The organism is Nocardiopsis sp. NPDC058631 (genome assembly GCF_042716955.1).
Lineage (GTDB): Bacteria > Actinomycetota > Actinomycetes > Streptosporangiales > Streptosporangiaceae > Nocardiopsis.
Map to the genome: position 1 here is coordinate 1 of NZ_JBHXQY010000110.1, position 21191 is coordinate 21191.

Annotated in this window: 18 protein-coding genes; 8 read left to right on the forward strand and 10 right to left on the reverse strand. The window is 69.9% G+C overall.

Annotated elements, in window-relative coordinates:
- The first annotated feature begins 960 nt into the window (after window positions 1-960).
- From ACFWTE_RS25870 to ACFWTE_RS25880, 3 genes are all read left to right on the forward strand, one after another.
- Window positions 961-2781: an ABC transporter ATP-binding protein gene (locus tag ACFWTE_RS25870; RefSeq protein ID WP_378782509.1), complete on the forward strand. Its 1821-nt coding sequence runs from the start codon at window positions 961-963 to the stop codon at window positions 2779-2781.
- On the forward strand, window positions 2771-4570 hold the full coding sequence (locus ACFWTE_RS25875) for an ABC transporter ATP-binding protein (protein WP_378782510.1): 1800 nt from the start codon (window positions 2771-2773) through the stop codon (window positions 4568-4570). The genes ACFWTE_RS25870 and ACFWTE_RS25875 overlap by 11 nt, the downstream gene beginning before the upstream one ends.
- Window positions 4571-4892: 322 nt before the next feature.
- Window positions 4893-5870: a glycerophosphodiester phosphodiesterase family protein gene (locus ACFWTE_RS25880; protein ID WP_378782512.1), complete on the forward strand. Its 978-nt coding sequence runs from the start codon at window positions 4893-4895 to the stop codon at window positions 5868-5870.
- 103 nt (window positions 5871-5973) lie between these two features.
- Here ACFWTE_RS25880 and ACFWTE_RS25885 read toward each other — a convergent pair whose 3' ends face one another.
- Window positions 5974-7797, reverse strand: coding sequence for a calcineurin-like phosphoesterase C-terminal domain-containing protein (locus ACFWTE_RS25885; RefSeq protein WP_378782527.1), 1824 nt, complete (start codon window positions 7795-7797; stop codon window positions 5974-5976).
- Window positions 7798-8647: 850 nt separating this feature from the next.
- Between ACFWTE_RS25885 and ACFWTE_RS25890 the strand changes: the two genes are divergently transcribed.
- Window positions 8648-9223: a snapalysin family zinc-dependent metalloprotease gene (locus ACFWTE_RS25890; protein WP_378782513.1), complete on the forward strand. Its 576-nt coding sequence runs from the start codon at window positions 8648-8650 to the stop codon at window positions 9221-9223.
- A 172-nt stretch (window positions 9224-9395) separates the two neighbouring features.
- On the opposite strand, the gene ACFWTE_RS25895 is transcribed toward ACFWTE_RS25890, so the two are convergent.
- The 4 genes from ACFWTE_RS25895 to ACFWTE_RS25910 all read right to left on the reverse strand — a co-directional run bounded on the left by ACFWTE_RS25895 (window position 9396) and on the right by ACFWTE_RS25910 (window position 11975).
- Complete coding sequence (locus ACFWTE_RS25895) at window positions 9396-10184, reverse strand: replication-relaxation family protein (RefSeq protein ID WP_378782514.1); 789 nt, start codon at window positions 10182-10184, stop codon at window positions 9396-9398.
- Window positions 10181-10348 carry a hypothetical protein gene (locus tag ACFWTE_RS25900; protein ID WP_378782515.1) on the reverse strand — a complete coding sequence of 56 codons (168 nt, stop codon included), beginning with the start codon at window positions 10346-10348 and terminating at the stop codon, window positions 10181-10183. The genes ACFWTE_RS25895 and ACFWTE_RS25900 overlap by 4 nt, the downstream gene beginning before the upstream one ends.
- 695 nt (window positions 10349-11043) lie before the next feature.
- On the reverse strand, window positions 11044-11217 hold the full coding sequence (locus tag ACFWTE_RS25905; RefSeq protein WP_378782516.1) for a DUF397 domain-containing protein: 174 nt from the start codon (window positions 11215-11217) through the stop codon (window positions 11044-11046).
- The gene (locus ACFWTE_RS25910) at window positions 11214-11975 is read right to left on the reverse strand and encodes a Scr1 family TA system antitoxin-like transcriptional regulator (protein ID WP_378782517.1); all 762 of its coding nucleotides are present in this window, start codon (window positions 11973-11975) and stop codon (window positions 11214-11216) included. The genes ACFWTE_RS25905 and ACFWTE_RS25910 overlap by 4 nt, the downstream gene beginning before the upstream one ends.
- A gap of 98 nt (window positions 11976-12073) precedes the next feature.
- Here ACFWTE_RS25910 and ACFWTE_RS25915 point away from each other — a divergent pair, with 98 nt between their 5' ends.
- Window positions 12074-12370, forward strand: a complete 297-nt coding sequence (locus tag ACFWTE_RS25915; protein ID WP_378782518.1) for a hypothetical protein — start codon at window positions 12074-12076, stop codon at window positions 12368-12370.
- 290 nt (window positions 12371-12660) lie between these two features.
- On the forward strand, window positions 12661-12891 hold the full coding sequence (locus ACFWTE_RS25920) for a peptidoglycan-binding protein (protein ID WP_378782519.1): 231 nt from the start codon (window positions 12661-12663) through the stop codon (window positions 12889-12891).
- 174 nt (window positions 12892-13065) lie between these two features.
- Here ACFWTE_RS25920 and ACFWTE_RS25925 read toward each other — a convergent pair whose 3' ends face one another.
- From ACFWTE_RS25925 to ACFWTE_RS25945, 5 genes are all read right to left on the reverse strand, one after another.
- Window positions 13066-15396, reverse strand: coding sequence for an ATP-binding cassette domain-containing protein (locus tag ACFWTE_RS25925; RefSeq protein WP_378782520.1), 2331 nt, complete (start codon window positions 15394-15396; stop codon window positions 13066-13068).
- A 228-nt stretch (window positions 15397-15624) separates the two neighbouring features.
- Window positions 15625-16380, reverse strand: coding sequence for an ABC transporter ATP-binding protein (locus ACFWTE_RS25930; protein WP_378782521.1), 756 nt, complete (start codon window positions 16378-16380; stop codon window positions 15625-15627).
- Complete coding sequence (locus ACFWTE_RS25935) at window positions 16377-17429, reverse strand: iron chelate uptake ABC transporter family permease subunit (RefSeq protein WP_378782522.1); 1053 nt, start codon at window positions 17427-17429, stop codon at window positions 16377-16379. The genes ACFWTE_RS25930 and ACFWTE_RS25935 overlap by 4 nt, the downstream gene beginning before the upstream one ends.
- Complete coding sequence (locus ACFWTE_RS25940) at window positions 17422-18408, reverse strand: ABC transporter permease (protein WP_378782523.1); 987 nt, start codon at window positions 18406-18408, stop codon at window positions 17422-17424. The genes ACFWTE_RS25935 and ACFWTE_RS25940 overlap by 8 nt, the downstream gene beginning before the upstream one ends.
- Before the next feature lie 82 nt (window positions 18409-18490).
- The gene (locus ACFWTE_RS25945) at window positions 18491-19480 is read right to left on the reverse strand and encodes a siderophore ABC transporter substrate-binding protein (protein WP_378782524.1); all 990 of its coding nucleotides are present in this window, start codon (window positions 19478-19480) and stop codon (window positions 18491-18493) included.
- 340 nt (window positions 19481-19820) lie between these two features.
- Between ACFWTE_RS25945 and ACFWTE_RS25950 the strand changes: the two genes are divergently transcribed.
- Together ACFWTE_RS25950 and ACFWTE_RS25955 are read left to right on the forward strand one after the other, a co-directional pair.
- Complete coding sequence (locus ACFWTE_RS25950) at window positions 19821-20549, forward strand: response regulator transcription factor (RefSeq protein ID WP_378782525.1); 729 nt, start codon at window positions 19821-19823, stop codon at window positions 20547-20549.
- A partial coding sequence (locus ACFWTE_RS25955) for a HAMP domain-containing protein (RefSeq protein WP_378782526.1) occupies window positions 20546-21191 on the forward strand: 646 nt, incomplete at its 3' end. The genes ACFWTE_RS25950 and ACFWTE_RS25955, both read left to right, overlap by 4 nt.

A 21191-nucleotide genomic window follows, 5' to 3' on the forward strand; every position in this document is an offset into this window, starting at 1 on the left:
GTCAGCCCGGGTCTGGCTGTCCAAGCGTGGTCGGCGCAGCGAGAGGCAGCCTGGCGGTTGCGAGCCCGGAATGATCCGCGGAACACGGCCTAGCGGCCCGCCCGTGCCGCCCGGTCGTCCGTGACGGAACGGCCGGGCGGCACGAGTTCGGTCCACGGACACCGCGTACCGCCTGGGCAGGTCATCGGTCCTGTCGGCCGTCCTGTCCTTGCGGGTTCCGGCCGGGGCGAACACGGTGCGCGATCATCCGGGACCCATGGCCCCTGCTCTGACGACCACCGTGCGAAGAACGGACCGTCCCACGTCCCGGATCCGTTTCTGCCATTCGACGGGGCGAAGCGCGAACAGCGGAACAAACCCGAATGGGCGACCACCGGCGCGGTGACCGGAGAGGTTCGCAGCCCCCTCCCGCCGTGATCTTGTACTTATGGCGAGTTCGGGTGCCGAAATCGGCTGTAAGTACAATCGATGGTGGAGCTCCTCAAGTCACACCGACAACGTTTTTGGTCGGCCCACCAGCGACAATCCCGCCATAGGTACCGGAGACGCGGGGCACCGGCTCGGGCGTGGCCGCGGGCGGCCACCGGTTGCACCTTCCTCCCCACCAGGGAATATGCGTGTGCCACCCCGAAGACCCGCTCCCATGGAGGAGTCGCCGGTCAGCGAAGGGGGCACCGGCACCCCGGATGGCGCACAAGGCCAACAAGAGCCATGTGAAATAATGTTCGATATGATTGAACGCCTGATGGGAGCGCTTCCACATCAGTTTGCCCCACGTAATCGAGTTGACATCGGGACGGGGCCGAAGATATTTTCCACACCGCCCGAACTTGACGGCGCGGACGCCTCACTGTGTTTTCTTGTCGACATCCCCTGTTCACGCAGAGCGATCTCCTTCTCCATCGGTACCCACTGCAAGAAAGGCTGGTGTACAGGGTGTCCATCCCTGCCACCGAAAAAATGGTGCGCCCTGAGAAGAGCAGTCCCATCGCCCTGCTCAAGGCACGGAGGGAAGGGGTTTTCTTCGCCACCCTGTGGAAGTCCCACCCTGGGCTGAGCGTGGTGTGGTGGGCGCTGATCCTGTTCCAGGGGGTCCTTCCCGCCGGCTTCGTCGTGGCCGTCGGAGCGCTCGTCGGCGCCGTCGCCGACGGTGCCCCGCTCCGTACACCGCTGCTCCTGATCGGCGTCGTCTTCGTCCTGATGCAGCTTCTGACCCCCCTGCACAATCAGGTCGGCTCCCTCCTGGGAGAGCACGTCTCCGATCGTCTGCACGATCGCCTGCTCGTGGCCGCGGGCACCCCCGAGGGCGTCGCGCACCTGGAGAACCGCGAGCACATGGACGAGATGACCACGGCCCGGGACTTCGACCTCGGGATGACCGGCCCGCCCCTGCACATGTCCATGGGGTTCATCGCCGGCGGCCTGGTGGAGGCCGTCTCGGGACTGGCCCAGGCAGTGGTCCTGGCCGCCTACGCGTGGTGGGCACCGCTGCTGGTGGGGGGAGCCTGGCTCTCCACCCACTGGCTGCTCCGGGAGAGCACCCGGTGGGACCGCCACACGGGGCAGGTCCTGGACGCCCAGCGCCGCGCCGAGTACTCCTACCGGCTGGCGGTGGACTCTCCCGCCGCCAAGGAGATCCGGCTCTTCGGTCTCGCGAGCTGGTTGACGGACCGCTTCGCCTCGGAGCGCCGGACCCTGGTCGAGCTGCGGTGGCACACCACCCGGCTGCGGCAGAGGCCGATGCGCTGGGCGGTGGTGGTCCTGACGGTCTCAGGGGGGCTGTTCTTCTGGTCCCTGGGCCGGGACGCCGCCTCGGGTGCCATCGGCCTGGGCCAGGTGAGCACCTTCGCCTACGCGGCGGTGGGAGCCGGCGCGGTGGCCTTCGGCGGGCTGAACTGGGCCCTGTCCCTGGCCGCCGACGGGGTGGCGGCGGTGCTGCGCGTGGAGAGGACGATGTCCGAGAGCGCCGCGGCTCGCAGCGTGGTCTCCGGACAGACCCCGGCCGAGGGCATGCCCGCGGCCGAGATCAGGTTCCGTGACGTCACCTTCACCTATCCCGGCATGTCGAGGCCGGTCCTGGACGGTCTCGACCTGACCATTCCGGCCGGGAGCTCGCTGGCTGTGGTCGGTGTCAACGGCGCGGGCAAGTCGACCCTGGTCAAGCTCCTGTGCCGCCTCTACGACCCGGGCTCGGGAAGGATCGAGGTCGACGGCACCGACCTCAGGGAGCTGGACCTGGAGTCCTGGCGCCGCCGGACCAGCGCGATCTTCCAGGACTTCATCCGCTACGAGCTCTCCCTCAAGGACAACGTCGCCCCGCTGGACGCCGCCACCGAAGAAATCCTCCAGGCCCTGACCACCGCGGGCGCCGCGAACCTGCGCGACCTCGACCGGATCCTCTCCCCCGGATACGAGAACGGCACCGACCTGTCCGGAGGGCAGTGGCAGCGCGTGGCCCTGGCCCGGGTCCTGTACTCCGTGAACCGGGGAGCCGGGGTGGTCGTCCTGGACGAGCCCACCGCCCAGCTGGACGTGCGCGGTGAGGCCGAGGTCTTCGACCGCGTGCTGGAGGCCACCAGGGGCTGCACGACCGTCCTCATCTCCCACCGCTTCTCCACGGTCCGCCGCGCCGACCGGATCTGTGTCGTGGACCGGGGCCAGGTCGTGGAACTCGGGAGCCACGACGAACTCATGGCCCTCGGAGGGACCTACAAACGCCTCTTCGAACTCCAGGCCACCCGGTTCAACGAAGAACGGAACGGAGCCGACAGTGCCGGCTGAGGACCACCCACTCCCCTCGTCCTGGCGGGGTCTGGGCCGCACACTGCGCCTGGGCTGGACCGCCTCCCCCAGGCTCATCGCCGTCGCGTTCGCCACGACGGTCGGCGCCGCCCTGCCCGACGCCCTGATCGCCGCCGCCCTGGCGGTGCTCGCGGACGCGGTCCTCTCCGGAAACCAGGCCGGAGTGGTCACCGCAGCCATACTCCTGGGCGCGCTGGCGGTCACCAGCTGGCTGCTGCGCCTGCTGAGCGAGCGGGCTAACCGGCGCTTCGCCGACCGCACCGCGGTGTTCATGGAAGCGCACGTGGTGCGGCTGCAGAGCGGCATCCCCTCCCTGGAGCACCACGAACGCCCCTCCTACGTCAACCGCGTCCAACTCGTCCGCGACCACGCCGACACCCTGAGCGAGGTCTACCAGTACCTGTTCCAGGCGGTCGGCGCCGTCCTGCGCCTGATCCTGACCATCGCCCTGCTGATGAGCGTCCACCCCCTGCTGGGACTGCTCGGGCTGTTCGCCGTGCCCATCGCCCTGGTCTCCCACCGGCGCGGAGGGGCCGAACACACACTGGAGGAGAGGCTCGGGCACCACGAACGCCTGGCACGGCACTTCTTCCTGCTGGGCACCAACGCCTCACCCGGGCGCGAACTGCGTATCTCCCGAACCCGCGAACGGGTCCGCCAGGGACGCCACCGGGCCTGGGCCGCACGCCACCGTGCCATGTCCCGGGCCCGCTGGACGACCACCGCGTGGCAATCGATCGCGCTCACCGTCTTCAGCAGCGCGTTCGTCGGCGCCGTCGCCGCGGTGGCGCTGAACGGCGGCTCGGCCGCACAGGTCGTCCTCCTGCTCACCGCCGGAAGCCGCCTGGCCCAGTACCTCGGCGAGACGCTCAGCCAGGTCCACTTCCTGCGCACCATCTGGTTGGAGGGAGGCCGCCGCCTGCTGTGGCTGGAGGAACTGTCCTCCATGGCAGCCAAGCAGAGCCCGGTCCCCCCACCCGAGGAGATGCGCTCCGGCATCACCCTGGACGGGGTCTCCTTCACCTACCCCGGAGCCGGTCGGAAGGTTCTGGACGACGTCACGCTCCACCTCCCGGCCGGATCGGTGGTGGCCGTGGTCGGCGAGAACGGAGCGGGCAAGTCCACGCTGGTCAAGCTCCTGGCGAAGATGTACGAACCCGACTCCGGGAGGATCCTGGTCGACGACGTCCCCCTCGCCGACATGCCCGCCGACGCCTGGCGCGAACGGCTCTCGGGCGCCTTCCAGGACTTCGCGCGCTTCGAGTACCCGCTGCGGCTGTCCATCGGCCTGGGCGACCTGGCCAGGGCCGAGGACCAGGAGGCCGTCGACCGGGCAGTGGAACGGGCCGATGCCCGCGCCCTGGTCGACCGGCTCGACCGGGGGCTGGACACCCAGCTCGGCAACACCTGGGCCGAGGGGGCCGAGCTGTCCGAGGGGCAGTGGCAGAAGGTCGCGCTCGCCCGCGGCTACATGCGCGACCACCCTCTGCTGCTGCTTCTGGACGAGCCCGCCTCCGCCCTGGACGCCGAGACCGAGCACCTGCTGTTCGAGCAGTACGCCGAGCGTTCCAGAGCTCTCAAGGGCCAGGGGCGCCTCACCCTCCTGGTCTCGCACCGCTACTCCACCGTGCGCATGGCCGACCTCATCGTCGTCATGGACGGGGCCCGGGTGTGCGAACAGGGCAGCCACGAGGAACTCGTCGCGCTCGGTGGGCGCTACGCCGAACTGTACGAAATCCAGGCCCGCGCCTACCGGGTCGAGAGGTGAGCGCTGCGGCTCCCCCTCCCCCATCCCCCTGTGGGAGCTCCTGGGACGGCCCAGCGGCTTCGGAGATCCCGAGCGCACGGCCGCACACGCCCTTCCGGTCCGGATTCGGCGGACCCGCCCTGTCGGGCTCTCAGGCCCCGGTGTGATACCTGCCGGCCGCGCGGCTGCGCTGGAGTCCGCAGTGACTCCAGTCACATTTTTGTGGAACGCGGTTTATACGAGGAATCGGTGGAAAACTGAGTAAAATCCCGGCATGAATGGAGCATCCACGTCCCCGCCCTCCAATCCGTCCGCTGCTCCCTCTCCGGTTCGACGGAGCAGGTTGCCGAAGCGGTGGGCGGTCCCGGGGGCGCTACTTCTGCTGGCCGGGTTCATGTGGGCGAACAACACCGGCCTGTGGGCGGGGGAAGAGGGTGCGGCGGGGGTGCTCGCGCACCGGGGGCTGGCGCAGACGTTCGACGTCGAGGGGATCGGGAACGACACCTGCACGGCGGAACTGATCCACCCGCCCGAGCACGGGTACCTGGAGAACACCCTCGACGGGATGCGTGCCGCCTTCGACACCGGGGCCGACACCGTCGAGTTCGACGTGCACCGGACCGCCGACGACCAGTTCGCCGTCTTCCACGACGCCGGCCTGGACTGCCGCACCGACCTGAGCGGATCGCCCGCCGACCACACGATGGAGGAGCTGCGGGCGGCCGACATCGGGGACGGCTACACGGCGGACAACGGCCGCACCCACCCGTTCCGCGGTGAGGGCGTCGGGCTGATGCCAGAGCTGGGCGACGTGCTCGACGGGTTCCCGGACCGCTCCCTGCTCCTGCACGTCAAGGCCGAGAACCCGGAGGAGGGGGAGCTGCTCGCCGACCGGCTGTCCGCTCTGCCCCCCGAGCGGCTCGACCTGATCACCGTCTACGGCGGGGACGCACCGGTGGCGGTGCTGCGCGAGCAGGTGCCGGGGCTGAGGGTGATGTCCAAGCAGCTCATGCTGGACTGCCTGGTCCGCTACGAAGCGGTGGGCTGGACCGGGTACGTTCCGCGCGACTGCCGGGGCATCCAGTTGCACATCCCGGAGGGCTACGGCCCCTGGTTGTGGGGATGGCCGGAGAAGTTCACCCAGCGGATGGCAGGGGCGGACACCCGGGTGGTCCTGGTCGCCGGTTCGGGAGGGTTCTCCGAAGGGTTCGACACCCCCGGGTCGGTCGACCGGGTCCCTGCCGGGTTCACCGGGCTGGTGTGGACCAACCGGGCCGATCTGACGGCGGAGGCCATCCTCGCTCGCGGCGCCGGGGACTGACACGGTGCCGCGAGCGGAGTACCGGTCCGGCCGGGCCCGCAGGTAGAGGGGACGGAGGGCCGCCGCCTGCGCAGGTGGCGGCCCTCCGGGCGCAGGAGTCCGCCTACCGCTGCTCCACGACCTCGAACTGGAGGACGTCGGTGAACTCGCGGCCGTAGGCGTCGGTCGCGGTCACCTCGGCGGTGTGCCCACCGGCGTCGAGGTCGCCGGGCAGGTCGAACCGCCACAGGTGCATCGTGCGGTCACCGAGGGTGCCGCCGTGGACCAGCTGCTGCGAAACCGCGTACGGGTCGGAGTACTCGACGCCGACGTTGACCCCCTCGCCCTCCATCTGCTGGGTGCGGGTGGCCTCCTCGGCCGGCCCGCCGTCGACACCGACCTCGACGGTCGAGCCGGTGGAGCCGAAGAAGAAGTTGGTCGTCAACCAGGTGCCGTCGGCAAGGTCGGCGCGGTCGACCACCAGGGGCTCGTCCAACTCGGGGGCCTCACCGGCGGGGTCGTCGTTCCACTCCTGGCGTTCTTCGAACCACTCGCGGTAGGTCGGGCTGTTGATGCCCAGCTGCGTCTGCACCTCGTCGGACTCACCGGTGACGGTGTAGCGCTCCTGGAACTCGCTGCCCTCGATGTCCAGTGTCACCACGCCGGGACGTCCGCCGTCGCGGCCGATCGCCGTCGGGTAGCCGTCCTCGCCGACCTCGCCGGAGTACCAGTCGCCCGAGATCGCACCCGCGGTGATGTGCGGGAACGGCAGGCCCTCGACACCGAAGAGGTCGCGCCAGCCTTCGACGTCGTCGCCGGTCTTGAGGTTCTCGATGCTGTGGCTGTGTCCGGCCAGCGCCACGGCCCTGCGGCCCTGCAGCAGCTCGTGCACCCGGCTGACCTGGTCGACCTGGTGTACCGGGGAACCCTCGTCGGCGTAGTTGAGCAGGCCGATGTGGCCGGCGATGACGACGAGTTTGTCGCGGTCGACGTTGTCCAGGTCCTGCTGGAGCCACGTGAGCTGGTCGTCGTCAATACGGCCGTTGTAGGCCGGGCTGCCCTCCGGGTCGGCGCAGCGCTCCTCGATGCCCTCGGGACTGTCGGCGGCCGCGGTGCACGGGTAGTCGACGGTGTTCAGCGCGATGACGTGCGCGTCGCCCACGTCGAAGGAGTAGTACTCCGGGGCCAGCTGTGCGCGGTAGGTGTCGAAGGAGTGCTCGGCACTCGGGGCGTCGAAGTCGAGGTCGTGGTTGCCCGGCAGGAAGCGGACCGGACCGTTGGTCTCGCTGACCAGGTCCTTGATGTCGGGGTAGAGCGACAGGTCGTCACCGACGACGTCACCGACGAACAGTGTGCCGCAGCCGGCGTAGTCGTGGCGCTCGGACAGGTCCCTGATGGCACCGGCGCGCGCGTACTCGACCTCTTGCCTGTTGTAGGTCTGCAGGTCCCCGGCGATGACGCAGCTCTGGTCGGCGGCGCCGGTCACCTCGCTCTCGACGATCGGGAAGTTGACCGCGGACGGCAGCGGGCCGGTCGGCGCGATACCGCCGTAGCGCAGGTCCGGGGACCCTTCGGGCAGGTGGTTGTAGTGGAACTGCGGGATGTTGTACTCGTCCAGCGGCACCTGGTATCCCGAGGGCTGCGTGATCGACACCGTCATGTTGTCGAACGCCGGCAGCCGGTAACGGCCCCGCCTGTCGGTCCGTACCACGTCACGTCCGTTGGTGACCATGACACCGGCCAGCCCGGCCTCGCCGCGGCCGCTGGCGCTGTTCCGGTCTGCGTCGACGAAGACCCGGCCCGTCAGCACCGAGTCGCCGGCGGCTCCGGTCGGCGCGCGGACGACCTCGACCCCGCCGCGGTACGCGGTGCCATCCCCGCTTTCCGACGGCGACGCCGCGGCCGGGGTGGGAGCCGCGGTCAGGGAACCGGCGATGACGGCGGCCATCGAGGCTGTCAGCACGGTACGAAAACAGCGGCGTGCCCGCGGGGCGCGCCGCGTTTGCGCGTGTCGTGTATGGGTCGTTGGCATGCGGTTGCCTCCGATATGCGGGGGAGTGAAACCGGCCAGGGGGACCGGCGGAAAGCAACCTTTCTCGATATGTCTGAACAGGGAATTAGTTGACGGCCAACAGCCGACCACCGGGCGGTGACGACTGCCACGGCTCGCTGAGATTGTCTCAGTACATTCCGCGTCCGAGCATGAGCCGGGGCCGGGGCCGGGGCCGCCAAAAGTGATCGCACCGATCTGCCCTGGTCCCAGGGGCTGATTTTGCAGCAATCATGAGGTTTACCCCCTTTTATACGCGGCTTGCACCCGGGACGCTCCCGCTGGCGGGAGCAGGTCCGCTTATTCTTCGCCATTTCGTACTTGTACGGCATCCGCCGACGTTTCAAGGACGATCGAGCGGTGGACCCCGACGGACCGGAAAATCACCTGGCGCGGGCCACTGTTGTTTCGGCAGCGAATGCAGAAGGACAATTTCCGCCGCCCGGCCCAAGAGGCTCCGGGAAAAGGACAGAGTTCGGCGCAGCAGGTGGTGGTGTCCGAGCCCGTGGCGGGGCAAGGCATCCAGCGGGAGTACCTTGCCGGTTGGCCTTGGGGGTTGGGCACGGGGATGGGGGCCACCGGCACCCGGCCTGCAGCGCCAGGCACGCCGCCCGGACCCTTGGCCGGTGCACAGCACCGGAATTAAACGATCGGCCTATCTTGTGGCGATACGTCACTACACATAGCATCAACCCGACCCCACCGGGTCACCAAAAATATCAGCACCCTTACCCCCGGGGAGACCCCCATGCTGAGACGCATCATCACGCCCCTCCTGATCGCCCTGAGCGCCCTGGCGCTCACGCTGGTGGGCACCGCACCGGCCACCGCGGCACCCGCGGACCAGGCCCAGCCGCTGCAACAGACCGTCCTGTACTACAACGCCAGCCAGGCCGCGGAGTACACCTCCGCCGTCGCCTCGGCCGTGGGCGTGTGGAACTCCAGCGTCAGCAACGTCCGCCTGGTGCCGGCCCCCGCCGGACGGCGCGCCGAGATCCGCATCATCGCCGACAACGGCTGGCCCCGCGCCCATCTGGGCCCGGTGCGCCCGGGCGGGCAGGTCACCGTCTGGATGGGCCGCCAGGGCACTGCCGCGGGCTATGACGCGGTGCGTATCGCCGCGCACGAGCTCGGCCACAGCCTGGGGCTGCCCGACATCAAGCCCGGCCCGTGCTCGTCGCTGATGTCGGGCTCCACCGGCGGCGTGAACTGCACCGTCCGCGCCCCCAACGCCTCCGAGCGCGCTCGGGTCGAGGCCAACTACGGCAGCGGCCTGGCCGGCCGGAGCGCCACCGACGGGCAGCTCCTGGTCGACCGCCTCTGAACAGGCGCGCCGGCCCCGACAGCCTTCGGCGCCGGCCCGCATGGGCGGGCCGACGCCGAAGGCGTCACTCACCCGTTGCACCGCCCCGGATCGGCCGTCGCGGACAGGTCGCGGCCCTCTCCCCCCAGCCCCCGCGAGCACGGTGGTCCCGGATGACCAGCCCGAGCACGGTTCAGGCGAGGTCGATGAGCGGGCGGACGGCACCGGTGAGGTCCCCTGCCCGGCGCCAGACGGGTCGGATGGGGCCGGGGTAGGCGAGTTGTCCGTGCGTGGTCACGTGGACCGGGACCCGTGGGCCTCCGTCCAGTCTGCGGCACAGGGCGGTGAGGCGGCTCGGCCCTGGGACGACGAACAGGACGGGGGTTCGCAGACGTGTCTCCTCGGCGAGGTCGCGGTAGTGGCTGACCTTCTCGGCGAGGCGGGTGAGGGCCTGCGTTCCGGTGTCGTACTCCACGAAGGCGTCCAGGGTGGTCCCGTCCTGGTACCAGCGCAGGTAGCCGTCGGGGTGGACGCGGTGCCCCCAGGTGGCGCGGCAGCGGTCTTCGGACCACCAGCGTTGGAGCGTCGCGCCCCGGGTGGCGCGGGCGGTGGTGGCGAAGCGGACGTAGGTCTGGGACAGGCCGGTGGCGTGGCCGAGTTCCCGTGAGGCCCACAGACGCAGGTGGGTGTCGGCCCGGTAGCCGATCTGGTGCGGGGCGAGGCCGCGACGCGAGGCGAGCACACGGGCTCCCTCCGGTCCGAGCGTCCAGTGGCAGGGGGCGTTCCAGCCGGCGTGGCGGGGCGTGAACCGGGCGGCGAGGTCGTTCTCGACGAATTCGAGGAGGCGGCGCCGGGCCGCACGTGAGGCGGTGCCCGAGAAGAAGAGCTCTCCCACCTGCGGCGTGGTCAGGACTCGGTGGAGGTGCAGGGACTCCAGGATCCGCAGGTCGCGTGCGGTGGGTTCGACCGTGGCCATCATCATCGGGCCCCTCCCTGGCGCGCGACCGTGCCCGACAGCAGGAGCTCCCGCGCCTCCGGAGGAGTCGCAGGAGGGATCTCGGTGACATGTCCGAGCAGCGCGACGAGCTCGTGAAGGTCCAGGCGCGGGAACTCGCGCTCGGCGGCGCGCAGCGGTCCGGTCCACATGGTGTGTCTCCCCTTCGTGGGTGATCGGGACCAGACCACGGAAGGAGCTGCGGCGCACGCCGGGCCGACGCGGTTCCGACGCGGCGTGCGCGGGTCGCGCGCGGGGAGCGCACCGGCGGTGGACGAAGCGCTGACGCGGGTTCCCTGGCGCGTTCTTCTCATCCGGCTGGGGCGGGGACGCCGAACGAGCCCTGGGACACCCTCTGAGCAGGTGTGACAGTCGAATGAGAGTGACGCACACCGGGCAGGCCGCTCTGACGGGGCCTGCCCGGGACCGGTGTTGACCAGGTCTTGACCAGGTTTCCGGGACCTGTGTCCGCACCCGCCCCGGGGCGTCGGTGTGCGGGACCGCCCACCGGTTCCCCGGGGCGGTCGTCACCGGGGTTCGGCGGATGTGGAGGTGCCTTCCCGGGGCGGCGCGTGTGGGAGGGCCTGTCAGGACCCGCCAGGTCGTCCGCCTCGATGGCCGGGCGGACCGCTGCGGATCCCGCTCTCCACCTCACGCGCTCTTGTGCCGCCTCGAACGGACCGGGCGGATCCGGGACTTCGTCCAGGGGTCGGCTCATGTCTTCGGCCTTCTCGCCGACCAGCACGTCGGGGCCCGGCCCGGCCTCCCCTGGCCCCCGTGCCCACGAAAAACCCCAGGGGATCTCCACGAGCTGGAGTCCCCTGGGGTTCGGGCGTGTGCGGGGGCGCTACCCGGCGCGCACCTGGGCCACCAGGGCCGCCCACTGGTCGGCGGGGAACTCCAGGTGTCCGGCGTCGCGGTTCTGGGTGTCGCGGACGTGCGCACCAACGGCCAGCTCGCGGACCTCCACGCAGTTGCCCCCGGTGTTGCTGTAGGTGCTCTTGTGCCAGTCGGTGTTCATGCGAGTTCCTTCAGGGCTTCGAGGGAGAGCCGGGCGGGAAGCGCATCCGCCATGGCCCCCATGACCAGTGCGGCGAGTTTGTCATTACGGTCGGCGTCGTAGATCACGTTACCGTCGATGTGATCGCTGGAGATAACGGTCTCCCCGGAATCCAGACGGAACACCAGTACCGGCGAGGTCACGCTCAGCAGGATCGCCCCCTGAGGGACCAGGTGGATCCGAACCCTCCCCTGTTCGGCAAGCTCAACCAGGTGGCGTGCCTGCTCTGTGCGCACCGCAGCGTCGAAGCTGGCGATCCCGTACAAGGGGAAGACCGCCGTGATCCGCAGCTCGGGCAGCTGGCCCAGCCGCTCGGTGCGGATCCGTGCCAGATGCGCGATCTCGGCGTCCGAGGCGGCGGGGTGCCACGCCCGGAACACCGCCCCCGCGTACAGGGGGCTCTGCAGGTACCCGGGCACCAGGGCAGGAGAGGCTGCCTGAACGTGTCGAGCCCGCGTCTCGATGTTCATGAGCGGCCTGGCCCACTCCGGCGTGGACTTTCCCGACTTGGCCGTCCGCCACGCGTGGATGACCTTGCCTCCGGCTTCGAGGAGCTGGTCCAGCTGCTCGGCGGTCTCCCGGAACGGCAGCGCGTGGCCGCACGCCCACCTGGACACGGACGCTGCCGAACACCCCAGGTGGCCGGCCAGCTGTTGCTGGGTCAGTCCCGAGAGTTCGCGGTAGGTGGTGAGCACTTCGTGGAAGGGGGGTTCGCTCATACGCGTGATGTTACGGGCGGCTCCAACGCACTGTCAGAAAGTTACGGGAATTGCGCACGTGCTGGGGTAAGACACCCTGTTCAGGCCACGCTGGCGGCATGGAACTTGAAGACGTGCGTGTGACGTACCTGCGCAACCTCCAGAACGCCCTGACCGCCCGGCAGCTGGGCAGCAAGCTCGCCCAGACCATGTCCGGGGGCGAATTGACCCCCACCCTGTGCTGTGACACCTACCTGGGCCAGGCGGCCGTGCGGGTCGAGAAAGACCAGTTCACGTTTCTCGGCGTCACCGTTCCCCGGGTGCGGGTGGCCGTCACCGACCCCGCCGGGTGCGTCGACCGGCTGGTCAGGGAGCGCGCCGGGCTCGTGGCTGCTGCCGACCGTGCCAAAGGTTGAGGGGGTCGTCCCGGGCGGCGTCCTGGGCCGTCAGGACTCGGAGTCGCCCGGCTCGACGACCTCAGCCTCAGCGAAACCCCGGTCTGCCGTTGTCTCGGGGCCTGGGGGCACGCTCCCCTTTCACCACCGGGCCGCCAGGCCCGCGACACGGGCTGTCCTGCTGCGATTCACCACACCAGCCGAGTTATTGTCGCGCTGGGTCATGCGTTCGCCATGCGATACACCCTTGACCTGCAATAACTCCATGTTGTGGGACTCCAGTAGCCCCACTCGCAGAAACGGAGAGTGACATGATCGGACTCAAGCAAGGCGACAAGAGCGAGAAGGTGGCCTACCTCCAGGAGCTGCTCGAACGAGCGGGCCACACGCCCGGCAAGATCGACGGCGACTACGGTCCCAAGACCGTCAAGGCGGTTCTCGATTGCAGGAAGGCCCAGGGGTCGACCGCGGACTCCGGGACACCGATCACCGGTAGTGCGGGCGCGCAGATCATGACCGCGTTCGTGAAGAAGGTGAAGTAACACGCTCCCCTCGGGCACGGTTGGGGTCCGGTGAGGTATCCGGCCGCTCCCCGCCCCGGGAGTCGTCGCCGACCGTTCTCCGGTGCCGGGTCGGCCCGGAGGCGGTTCGGCGGTGGCGGGAACGCCCGGGTGGACGAGCTTCTCCAGGCGGCGGCAGGAAGAGCGCACAGCGCATCACAGCAGTCCCTTCAGGTAGGCGCCGGTCCGGCTGTCCGACGCGGCGGCGATCCTCGCCGGAACCCCTTGGGCGACGATCCGGCCGCCTCCGGAGCCGCCGCCCGGTCCCAGGTCGATGACGTGGTCGGCGGTGGCCACCACGCGCATGTCGTGCTCGGCGGCCACCACGGTGGCACCGGCGCCGACCAGGTCCCTCAGGCGTCCCATGAGGACGTCGGTGTCGTGCGGGTGCAGACCGGTGGTGGGCTCGTCGAGCAGGTAGACCGAGCCTGCCACGCGGCGGCGCTGGAGCTCGGTGGCCAGCTTGATCCGCTGGGCCTCACCGCCGGAGAGTTCGGTGGCGGGCTGTCCCAGGCGCAGGTAGCCCAACCCGACCCCGGCGAGGGTCTCCAGCGACCGCAGCACCGACGGCTCCTCCGTGAAGAAGCCCGCCGCCTCCTCGACCGACATCGCCAGCACGTCCGCCACGGTGCGCCCCCGGTACCGCACCCGGAGGGTGGCGTCGTTGTAGCGGGACCCGCCGCAGGTCGGACACGGGGCGTAGGTGGTGGGCAGGAACAGCAGCTCCACCGACACGAACCCCTCCCCCTCGCAGGTCTGGCAGCGGCCGCCCACGACATTGAAGGAGAACCGTCCCGGGCCGTACCCCAGGGACCGCGCCTCGTCGGTGCCGGCGAACAGTTTGCGCACCGTGTCGAAGAGCCCGGTGTAGGTGGCCAGGTTGGAGCGCGGGGTCCGCCCGATCGGCTGCTGGCTGACCCACACCACCCTCCCGTGCTCGGCGGCCCGCTCCCCGACCGCCGCCAACAGGGTGGACTTGCCCGAACCGGACACCCCGGTGACGGCGGTGAACACGCCGAGGGGGACGTCGACGTCCAGGCCGCGCAGGTTGTTACGGGTGACCCCGCGCAGTTCCAGTCGCCCGTGTGGCGTGTGTGAGCGCCCCTTCGGCAGGGCGTCGTGGAACAGGTAGCGGCGGGTCACCGACTCCGGGACCTCGCGCAGCCCTGCCACCGGCCCGCTGTACAGGACCCTTCCGCCGTGCTCACCCGCTTCAGGACCGACGTCCACGATCCAGTCGGCTCCGCGCACGATGTCCAGGTCGTGCTCGACGAAGCACACGGTGTTGCCCCCGTCCCGCAGGCGGCGGAGGATCCCCGACAACGCCTCGCAGTCGGCCGGGTGCAGGCCCGCCGAGGGTTCGTCCAGGACGTAGACCACGCCGAACAGGCCCGTGCCCAACTGGGTGGCCAGCCGGATCCGCTGGAACTCCCCGCTGGACAGGGTCGGGGCCGGGCGGTCCACGCTCAGGTATCCCAGGCCCAGTTCCTCCAGCACCTCGACCCGGCCGGTGATCTCCCCGGCCAGGGCCCCGGCGGCCCCTGTGTCCTCCCTCCAGGGCCGCAGCAGGGCGACCAGTTCGGTCAGGGGCAGTCCCGCCGCCTCGGTGATGGTGTGACCGGCGAAGGTGACGCGCAGTGCCTCCCGGCGCAGCCGCCTTCCGCCGCACTCGGGGCAGGTCCGGTCGACCATGAACTCCGCGGCCCGACGGCGCCGCGACTCGCTGGCAGAGGAGGCGTACGCCTTCAGTACCAGTCGCCGGGCACTGCTGTACTTGCCCTGGTAGCTCCGGTGCACGCGGCCCGCCTCACGGACCGGGTGGACGGTCACCACCGGCTGTTCGTCGGTGAACAGGATCCACTCGCGCTCCTCCCGGGGCAGTTCCCGCCAGGGCCGGTGGATGTCGTGGCCGAGGGTGTCGAGGATGTCGCGCAGGTTCTTGCCCTGCCAGGCACCCGGCCAGGAGGCGACGGCACCACCGGCGATGCTCAGCGCGGGGTCGGGCACCAGCGATTCCTCGGTGACCTCGTGCTCGACCCCCTCGCCGTGGCAGACGGGGCAGGCCCCGACCACGGTGTTGGGAGAGAAGGAGTCGGAGTCCAGGCGGTCCGCGCCGGGCGGGTAGTCCCCCGCACGGGAGAAGAGCATGCGCAGCGTGTTGGAGACCGTGGTGAGGGTGCCCACGGTGGACCGGGCCGAGGGCGTGGTGCGCGGCTGGGCGAGTGCCACCGCCGGGGGCATCCCGGTGATGTCGTCCACCTCCGGGGCCGGAAGCTGTTGGAGCAGGCGCCGCGCGTACGGCGCGACGGACTCCAGGTACCGGTGCTGGGACTCGGCGTAGAGGGTCCCGAAGGCCAGCGAGGACTTACCGGACCCGGAGACGCCGGTGAAGGCGACCAGCGCGTCGCGCGGCAGTTCCGCGTCCACGTTCTTCAGGTTGTGGATGCGGGCCCCGCGCACCCGGATGCGGTCGTCGTGATTTTCCATGGGACAAGCCTTACCCGGTCGCGGACCTCGGCGGATCACATGGAGCGTCCGGGTGCGGCAAACGCCGGGCACCCCTGACCTCGCGCGCCGGACGCCCGCCCCGGGCCCCGGCCCGCACCGGGGCCGTGGGCGCGCCGACGGCCCCGTGCACATGGACGGGGATGTCCGCCTCCTCCTCCGCCGTCGGAAGGCCGGTCGGAGGAGGCGGTGACCCGTGGGGGACCGTGCTCAGTAGTAGACCGCGAGTGGCCCGTTCGGTCCGTCCATGACGGTCACCGGGGTCTCGAACACCCGGGTGAGCACCTCGTCGGTCATGATCTGGTCCGGTGTGCCGAACTCGACGACGGAACCGTCCTTGACCGCGCAGATCCGGTCGGCGTAGTGCCCCGCGAAGTTGATGTCGTGGAGCACGATCACGATCGTGCGCTCCAGCTCCTCGGCCGCGCGCCTCAGATGCTTCATCATCTGTACCGAATGGCGCATGTCGAGGTTGTTGAGCGGCTCGTCGAGCAGGACGTACTCGGTGTCCTGGGAGAGCACCATCGCGACGTAGGCGCGCTGCCGCTGCCCGCCGGAGAGCTGGTCGAGGTAGCGGTTCTCCAACTCGGTGAGGTCCAGGAAGTCGATCGCCCGGCTGACGATCTCCTCGTCGGCGACCGTCAGCCGGCCCCTGGTATAGGGGAAGCGCCCGAAGGCGACGAGTTGGCGTACGGTCAGCCGGGTGACGAAGTGGTTCTCCTGCCGCAGGACCGAGACGACCTTGGCCAGGTCCTTCGAGGCGGTCCTCGCCACGTCGTAGCCGGCGATCTCGATCGTCCCGGCGTCGAGGCCGAGCAGTCGGCCCATCATCGTCAGCAGCGTCGACTTGCCGGCGCCGTTGGGCCCCACCAGTGCGGTCACGCCGCCCTCGGGGATCTGGAGGTCGACGGGGCCGATCGCGACGTCTCCGCTGTACTCCTTGCGCACACCGGTCAGTGTGATCACAGCCGCCCCTTTCTGAGGATGACGAACAGGAACACCAGGCCGCCGACGAGCTCGATGATGATCGAGACCACACCATTGGCGTAGAAGATGTTCCGCATGACGAAGTAGGCGCCGCTGAGCACGACGAAGCAGGTCAGCACCGCGACCGGGAAGACGTGCCGGTGGTCGTGGCTGTCGGCGAACTGGTAGGCGAGGGTCGCGACGAGGAAGCCCAGGAAGGTCATCGGCCCCACGAGCGCCGTCGAGACCGCCATGAGGACCGAGACCAGGAAGAGCACGCGCATGGTCTCGCGGCGGTGGTTCAGGCCCAGACCCGTACTCGCGTCACGTCCGAGCGCGACGACGTCGAGGCGGCGCGAACTCGCCCACAGCAGGACGGAGGCGGTCAGGCACAGCGGGATCGCGACCGGAAGGTAGGAAGCGTCGGCGTTGGAGACGTTGCCGAACAGCCGCGCGGCGAGCACGTCGAACTCGCTCGGTGTGAGCAGGCGCTGCATGAACGTGGAGACAGAGGCGAGGCCCCCGCCGATGATGATGCCGATCAGCAGCATGATCTGGAGGTTGGCGTACCTGCCCGACAGCAGCCACCCGTACAGCAGCATCGCGAAGCCGACCATGACGGCGAGCTGGAGTGTGAACTGCGTGACTCCCTGGACCGCCACGAGCCCGGCGACGCCGAGGAAGTACACCGCCGTGGTCTGGATCACGACGTAGAGCGCCTCGAACCCCATGATCGACGGGGTGATGATGCGGTTGCCGGTCACGGTCTGGAAGCTCACCGTCGCGACGGCCTGGCAGATCGCGACCACGGCCATGACCACCAGGTTCGTGCCGCGCAGCTCCGCGATGCGCCAGAAGCCGTCCGATCCCGGGGGCATCGGGTTGTCCCAGACGAGCAGGCCGAAACCGAAACCGGCCGCGAGCACGGTCAGTACCGCGACCACGGTCCGGTAGCGGCGACGGGCCCGCCCGGTGGACAGGGAGCGGGGGGAGCGTTCGGGCGGTGAGGGGAGCGGTCCGCTCACACGGGACGCGGTCGTCTCAGCCACGGCGACGCTGCCTCAACAGGAGAAGGATGAACACGGCGGCTCCGACGACTCCGAGGATGAGGGACACGGGCACCTCGAAGGGCATGATGACGGTCCGACCGATCAGGTCGCAGACCATGACGGTGCCGATGCCCAGGAGGCACACCCACGGCAGGTTGCCGCGCAGGTCGTCGCCGCGGAACATCGAGACGACGTTGGGGACGATGAGCCCGAGGAAGGGCAGGTTGCCCACGACCACGGTCACCACTCCGGTCGCCACGGCGATGAGGCCGGTGCCCAGCAGGATGATCCGGTTGTAGTCCAGGCCGACGTTGGTCGAGACCTCCTCACCGAGTCCGGCGACCGTGAGCCGGTCTGCGACGGCGAACACCACGGCAGCCACCAGTGCCACGATCCACAGCAGCTCGTACTGGCCCCGCAGCACGGAGGTGAAGCTTCCGGCGAACCACACGCCGAGGTTCTGCAGCATGTCGGTCTGCAACGCGAGGAAGGTCGAGACCGCGCTGACGACGGCGCCCAGCATGATGCCGATGATCGGGACGATGAGCGAGGAGCGCAGAGTGACGCGGCGCAGGAGGAGGAAGAACACCATCGTGCCGGCGAACGCCGCCAGGACCGCGCCGAACATGCGGGTGCCGATGCTCGCGCCCGGCACCAGGATCATCACCGTGAGCAGGCCCAGACCGGCCCATTCGGTGGTGCCGGTGGTCGTCGGCTCGACGAACCGGTTCTGCGTCAGCAGCTGCATCACCAGGCCCGACATCGCCATCGCGGCTCCGGCGAGGATGAGGGCTATGGTGCGGGGGATGCGTGTGATGGCGAACATCTCGCCGCCGTCGTCGGCGCCGAAGACGTCGTACACCCCGGTGAGCAGCGAGAGGGTGGCCAGCGCGCCCACGGCGGCGATTCCGATGAGCAGCTTCCAGTCGAGGAGCCGGCCTTTGCTCCGCGACGGCGGGGTCGTGGTCGTGGTCGTCATGTCCCGGTCGCTCCTCTGCGCCGGCGGACGCCGGCGGTGAGGGGGTCCTCACCGCCGGCGCGTGTCGTTCGGGTGAGCCGGATCAACCCCGCGCCTCCAGCGCGTCGGCGAACGCGTCGAAGAACTCGGTGTAGGTCTGGATGCCCTCGTTGGTGTAGGTGTCGGCGGGCATGTGGACGATCTGCTCGTCCCGCACGGCCGTCACACTCGAGAGCGCCTCGGAGTCCGACAGGATGTTCGCGGCCGGCTCGTACCCGGACTCGTCGGAGGCGACGGCGGCGTCGCGGTCCATCACGAGGATCCAGTCGGGGTCTGAGTCCGCGATCGCCTCGACGGAGATGTCGTCGCCCTGGTGGTCGTCGCTCGCGCCCTCGACCTCCAGCGCCGGGGTGAGTCCGAAGATGTCGAAGGCGGGGCCGAGAGTGCGGCCCACGCCGGGGGCCAGGTAGCCGATCTCGCCGCCCGATGTGGTGACGGCCATGACGGAGTCGCCCTCGTCGTAGGCGGCCTGGACCCGCTCGGCGGCCTCGTCGAAGTCCGTGATGAGCCGGGCTGCCTCGTCCTGCTTGCCGAAGACCTCGCCGAGCACGGTGGTCTGCCGTTTGAGTTCGGCGTCGAGGGGCTCGCCATCCCGCGGGTCGAGCTCGATGACGGTGGCGTCGGGCACCAGGGACGCGATGTCGTCGTGGTACTGCGTGAATCGCTGCCCGTTGACGACGACGTCCGGTTCGGCGGCGACGATCGCCTCAAGGTCGGGCTCGTTGTGCGTGCCGATGTCGATGATCGAGTCGTCCTGGGTGTAGTCGATGGTGTCCGGCATGAGGGACACCGCGCCGGCGGACAGCTCCACACCCCAGTCCGCAAGGGTCTCGAAGGTGCGGTTGTCGAGCGCGACCACCGACGCCGGAGAGGCGTTCACCGTCTGGGTGCCGTTGTTGTCCTCGACCTCGACCGTGCCTGCGGAGGCAGCGGAGTCGTCGTTGTCCTGCTGGCCGGACGAGCAGCCGACAAGCATGAGGGCGGACGCCAGAGCGATCGAGAATGCCGTGACGGGACGGCCGGGGGACTTCATGAGGGTTCTCCTTCACGTACTTGAACAGAGGTGAGCCTAACCTAACTATCAAGTGAAATAGGCATCGGTGTCCCCTTTTGGGGTTTTGGTCTTCCTTCTGCCCTCCGTCAGCGGCGTGTACGGAAGCCTCCCGGAGCCCCCTCGCCCCAACGCGAACCGGCCGCGCCGCAGCGGATCCGCGCCACGTGACCGTCCCCGGTCCCGGAGCCGGGTTCACCGCCGCGGGACCGCTGCGGAGTTGCCCTCCACACACCCGGGGACACGCCGGAGGTTCTCACCGAACTCTTGACCGCGGCCCGTAACCTCTAGTCCTTCCACACCGAACGGTCAGGATCACAGCATGCGGGAAGCACTCCCCGACACCACCTCGGACGCCTCAGGAGCCAAGGCGCTCATCGTCGAGGACGAACCCAACATCCTCGAACTCCTCACAGCGTCCCTGGAGCTCAGCGGCTTCACCACGCGGGGGGCGAGCGACGCGCGCACCGCCCTGGGCGCCCTGGACGGCTTCACCCCCGACATCGCGGTCCTCGACGTCACGCTGCCAGGCCGCAGCGGACTGGACCTGGTCGGGGACCTGCGCAGTCTGGTGCCGGGTCTCCCCGTGCTGTTCCTCACCGCACGTGACACGGTCCAGGACAGGCTGGCCGGCCTCCGTGTGGGCGCGGACGACTACGTGACCAAGCCCTTCAGCCTGGAGGAGGTCATCCTGCGGTTGAACGCGATCCTGCGCAGGTCGGGGACCTCGGAGACCGAGGACACCGCGACCCTGCGCTACGCGGATCTGGAGCTGGACGAAGGACTCCACGAGGTTCGCCGGGCAGGCAGGCCGGTCCGTCTGTCCCCCACGGAGTTCGCCCTCCTGCGCTACCTGATGCTCAACGTGGGCAGGGTCGTCAGCAAGGCGCAGATCCTGGACCGTGTCTGGGAGAGCGACACCGAGGACACCCGGGTGGTGGAGGCCTACATCAGTTACCTGAGGCGCAAGATCGACGTGGGCCACCCACCACTCCTGCACACGGTCCGGGGTATCGGCTACTGCCTGCGCCTGATTGCGTCGGACGGGTGAGGGCGCGCTCCTCCCGCCGGCCCCGCAGCCTGGCCGCCCGGCTCACCCTCGCGGTGGTGTGCCTGACCGCCGTGGGGCTGGTGACGTTCGGCACCGCGGGAACACTCCTGCTGGAGCGCTCCCTGACGGGGGAGGTCGACAACCGGCTCCGTACCCTGCCGGAGGTCGGGCGCGACAACGACCGTCCTCCGCCGGGCGATCGGTCCCAGGCCCCGCCGTTCCCGACCGATCTGCGCTCCCTGACGATCGGTGCCGACGGCAGCGTGCTGGAGAGCGTGGGTCAGAGCGGTTCCGACTCCAGCCTGCCCGACACGTCGGCGCTGGACGCGGAGGAGCTGCGCCGGAGGGAGGGGGAACCGTTCGACCTCCCCAGCACCTCCGGCGGCAGCGACTGGCGGGTACTGACCGCGCCGGGCGAGGACGGCACCGTGCACCTGGTCGCCCATTCCCTGGCCGGGGTCGACGGCACCCTGCGCCGGCTCCTGCTGATCGAGGCCGTGGTGGGGCTGGCCGTGGTGGGCGCCCTGGGGTTCGGCGCGGCGGCGATCGTCAGGCTGCAGCTGCGCCCCCTGCGCGAGATCGAGGCCACGGCGCAGGCCATCGCGGGCGGCGACCTCGACAGGCGGGTCCCCGCCCAGGAGG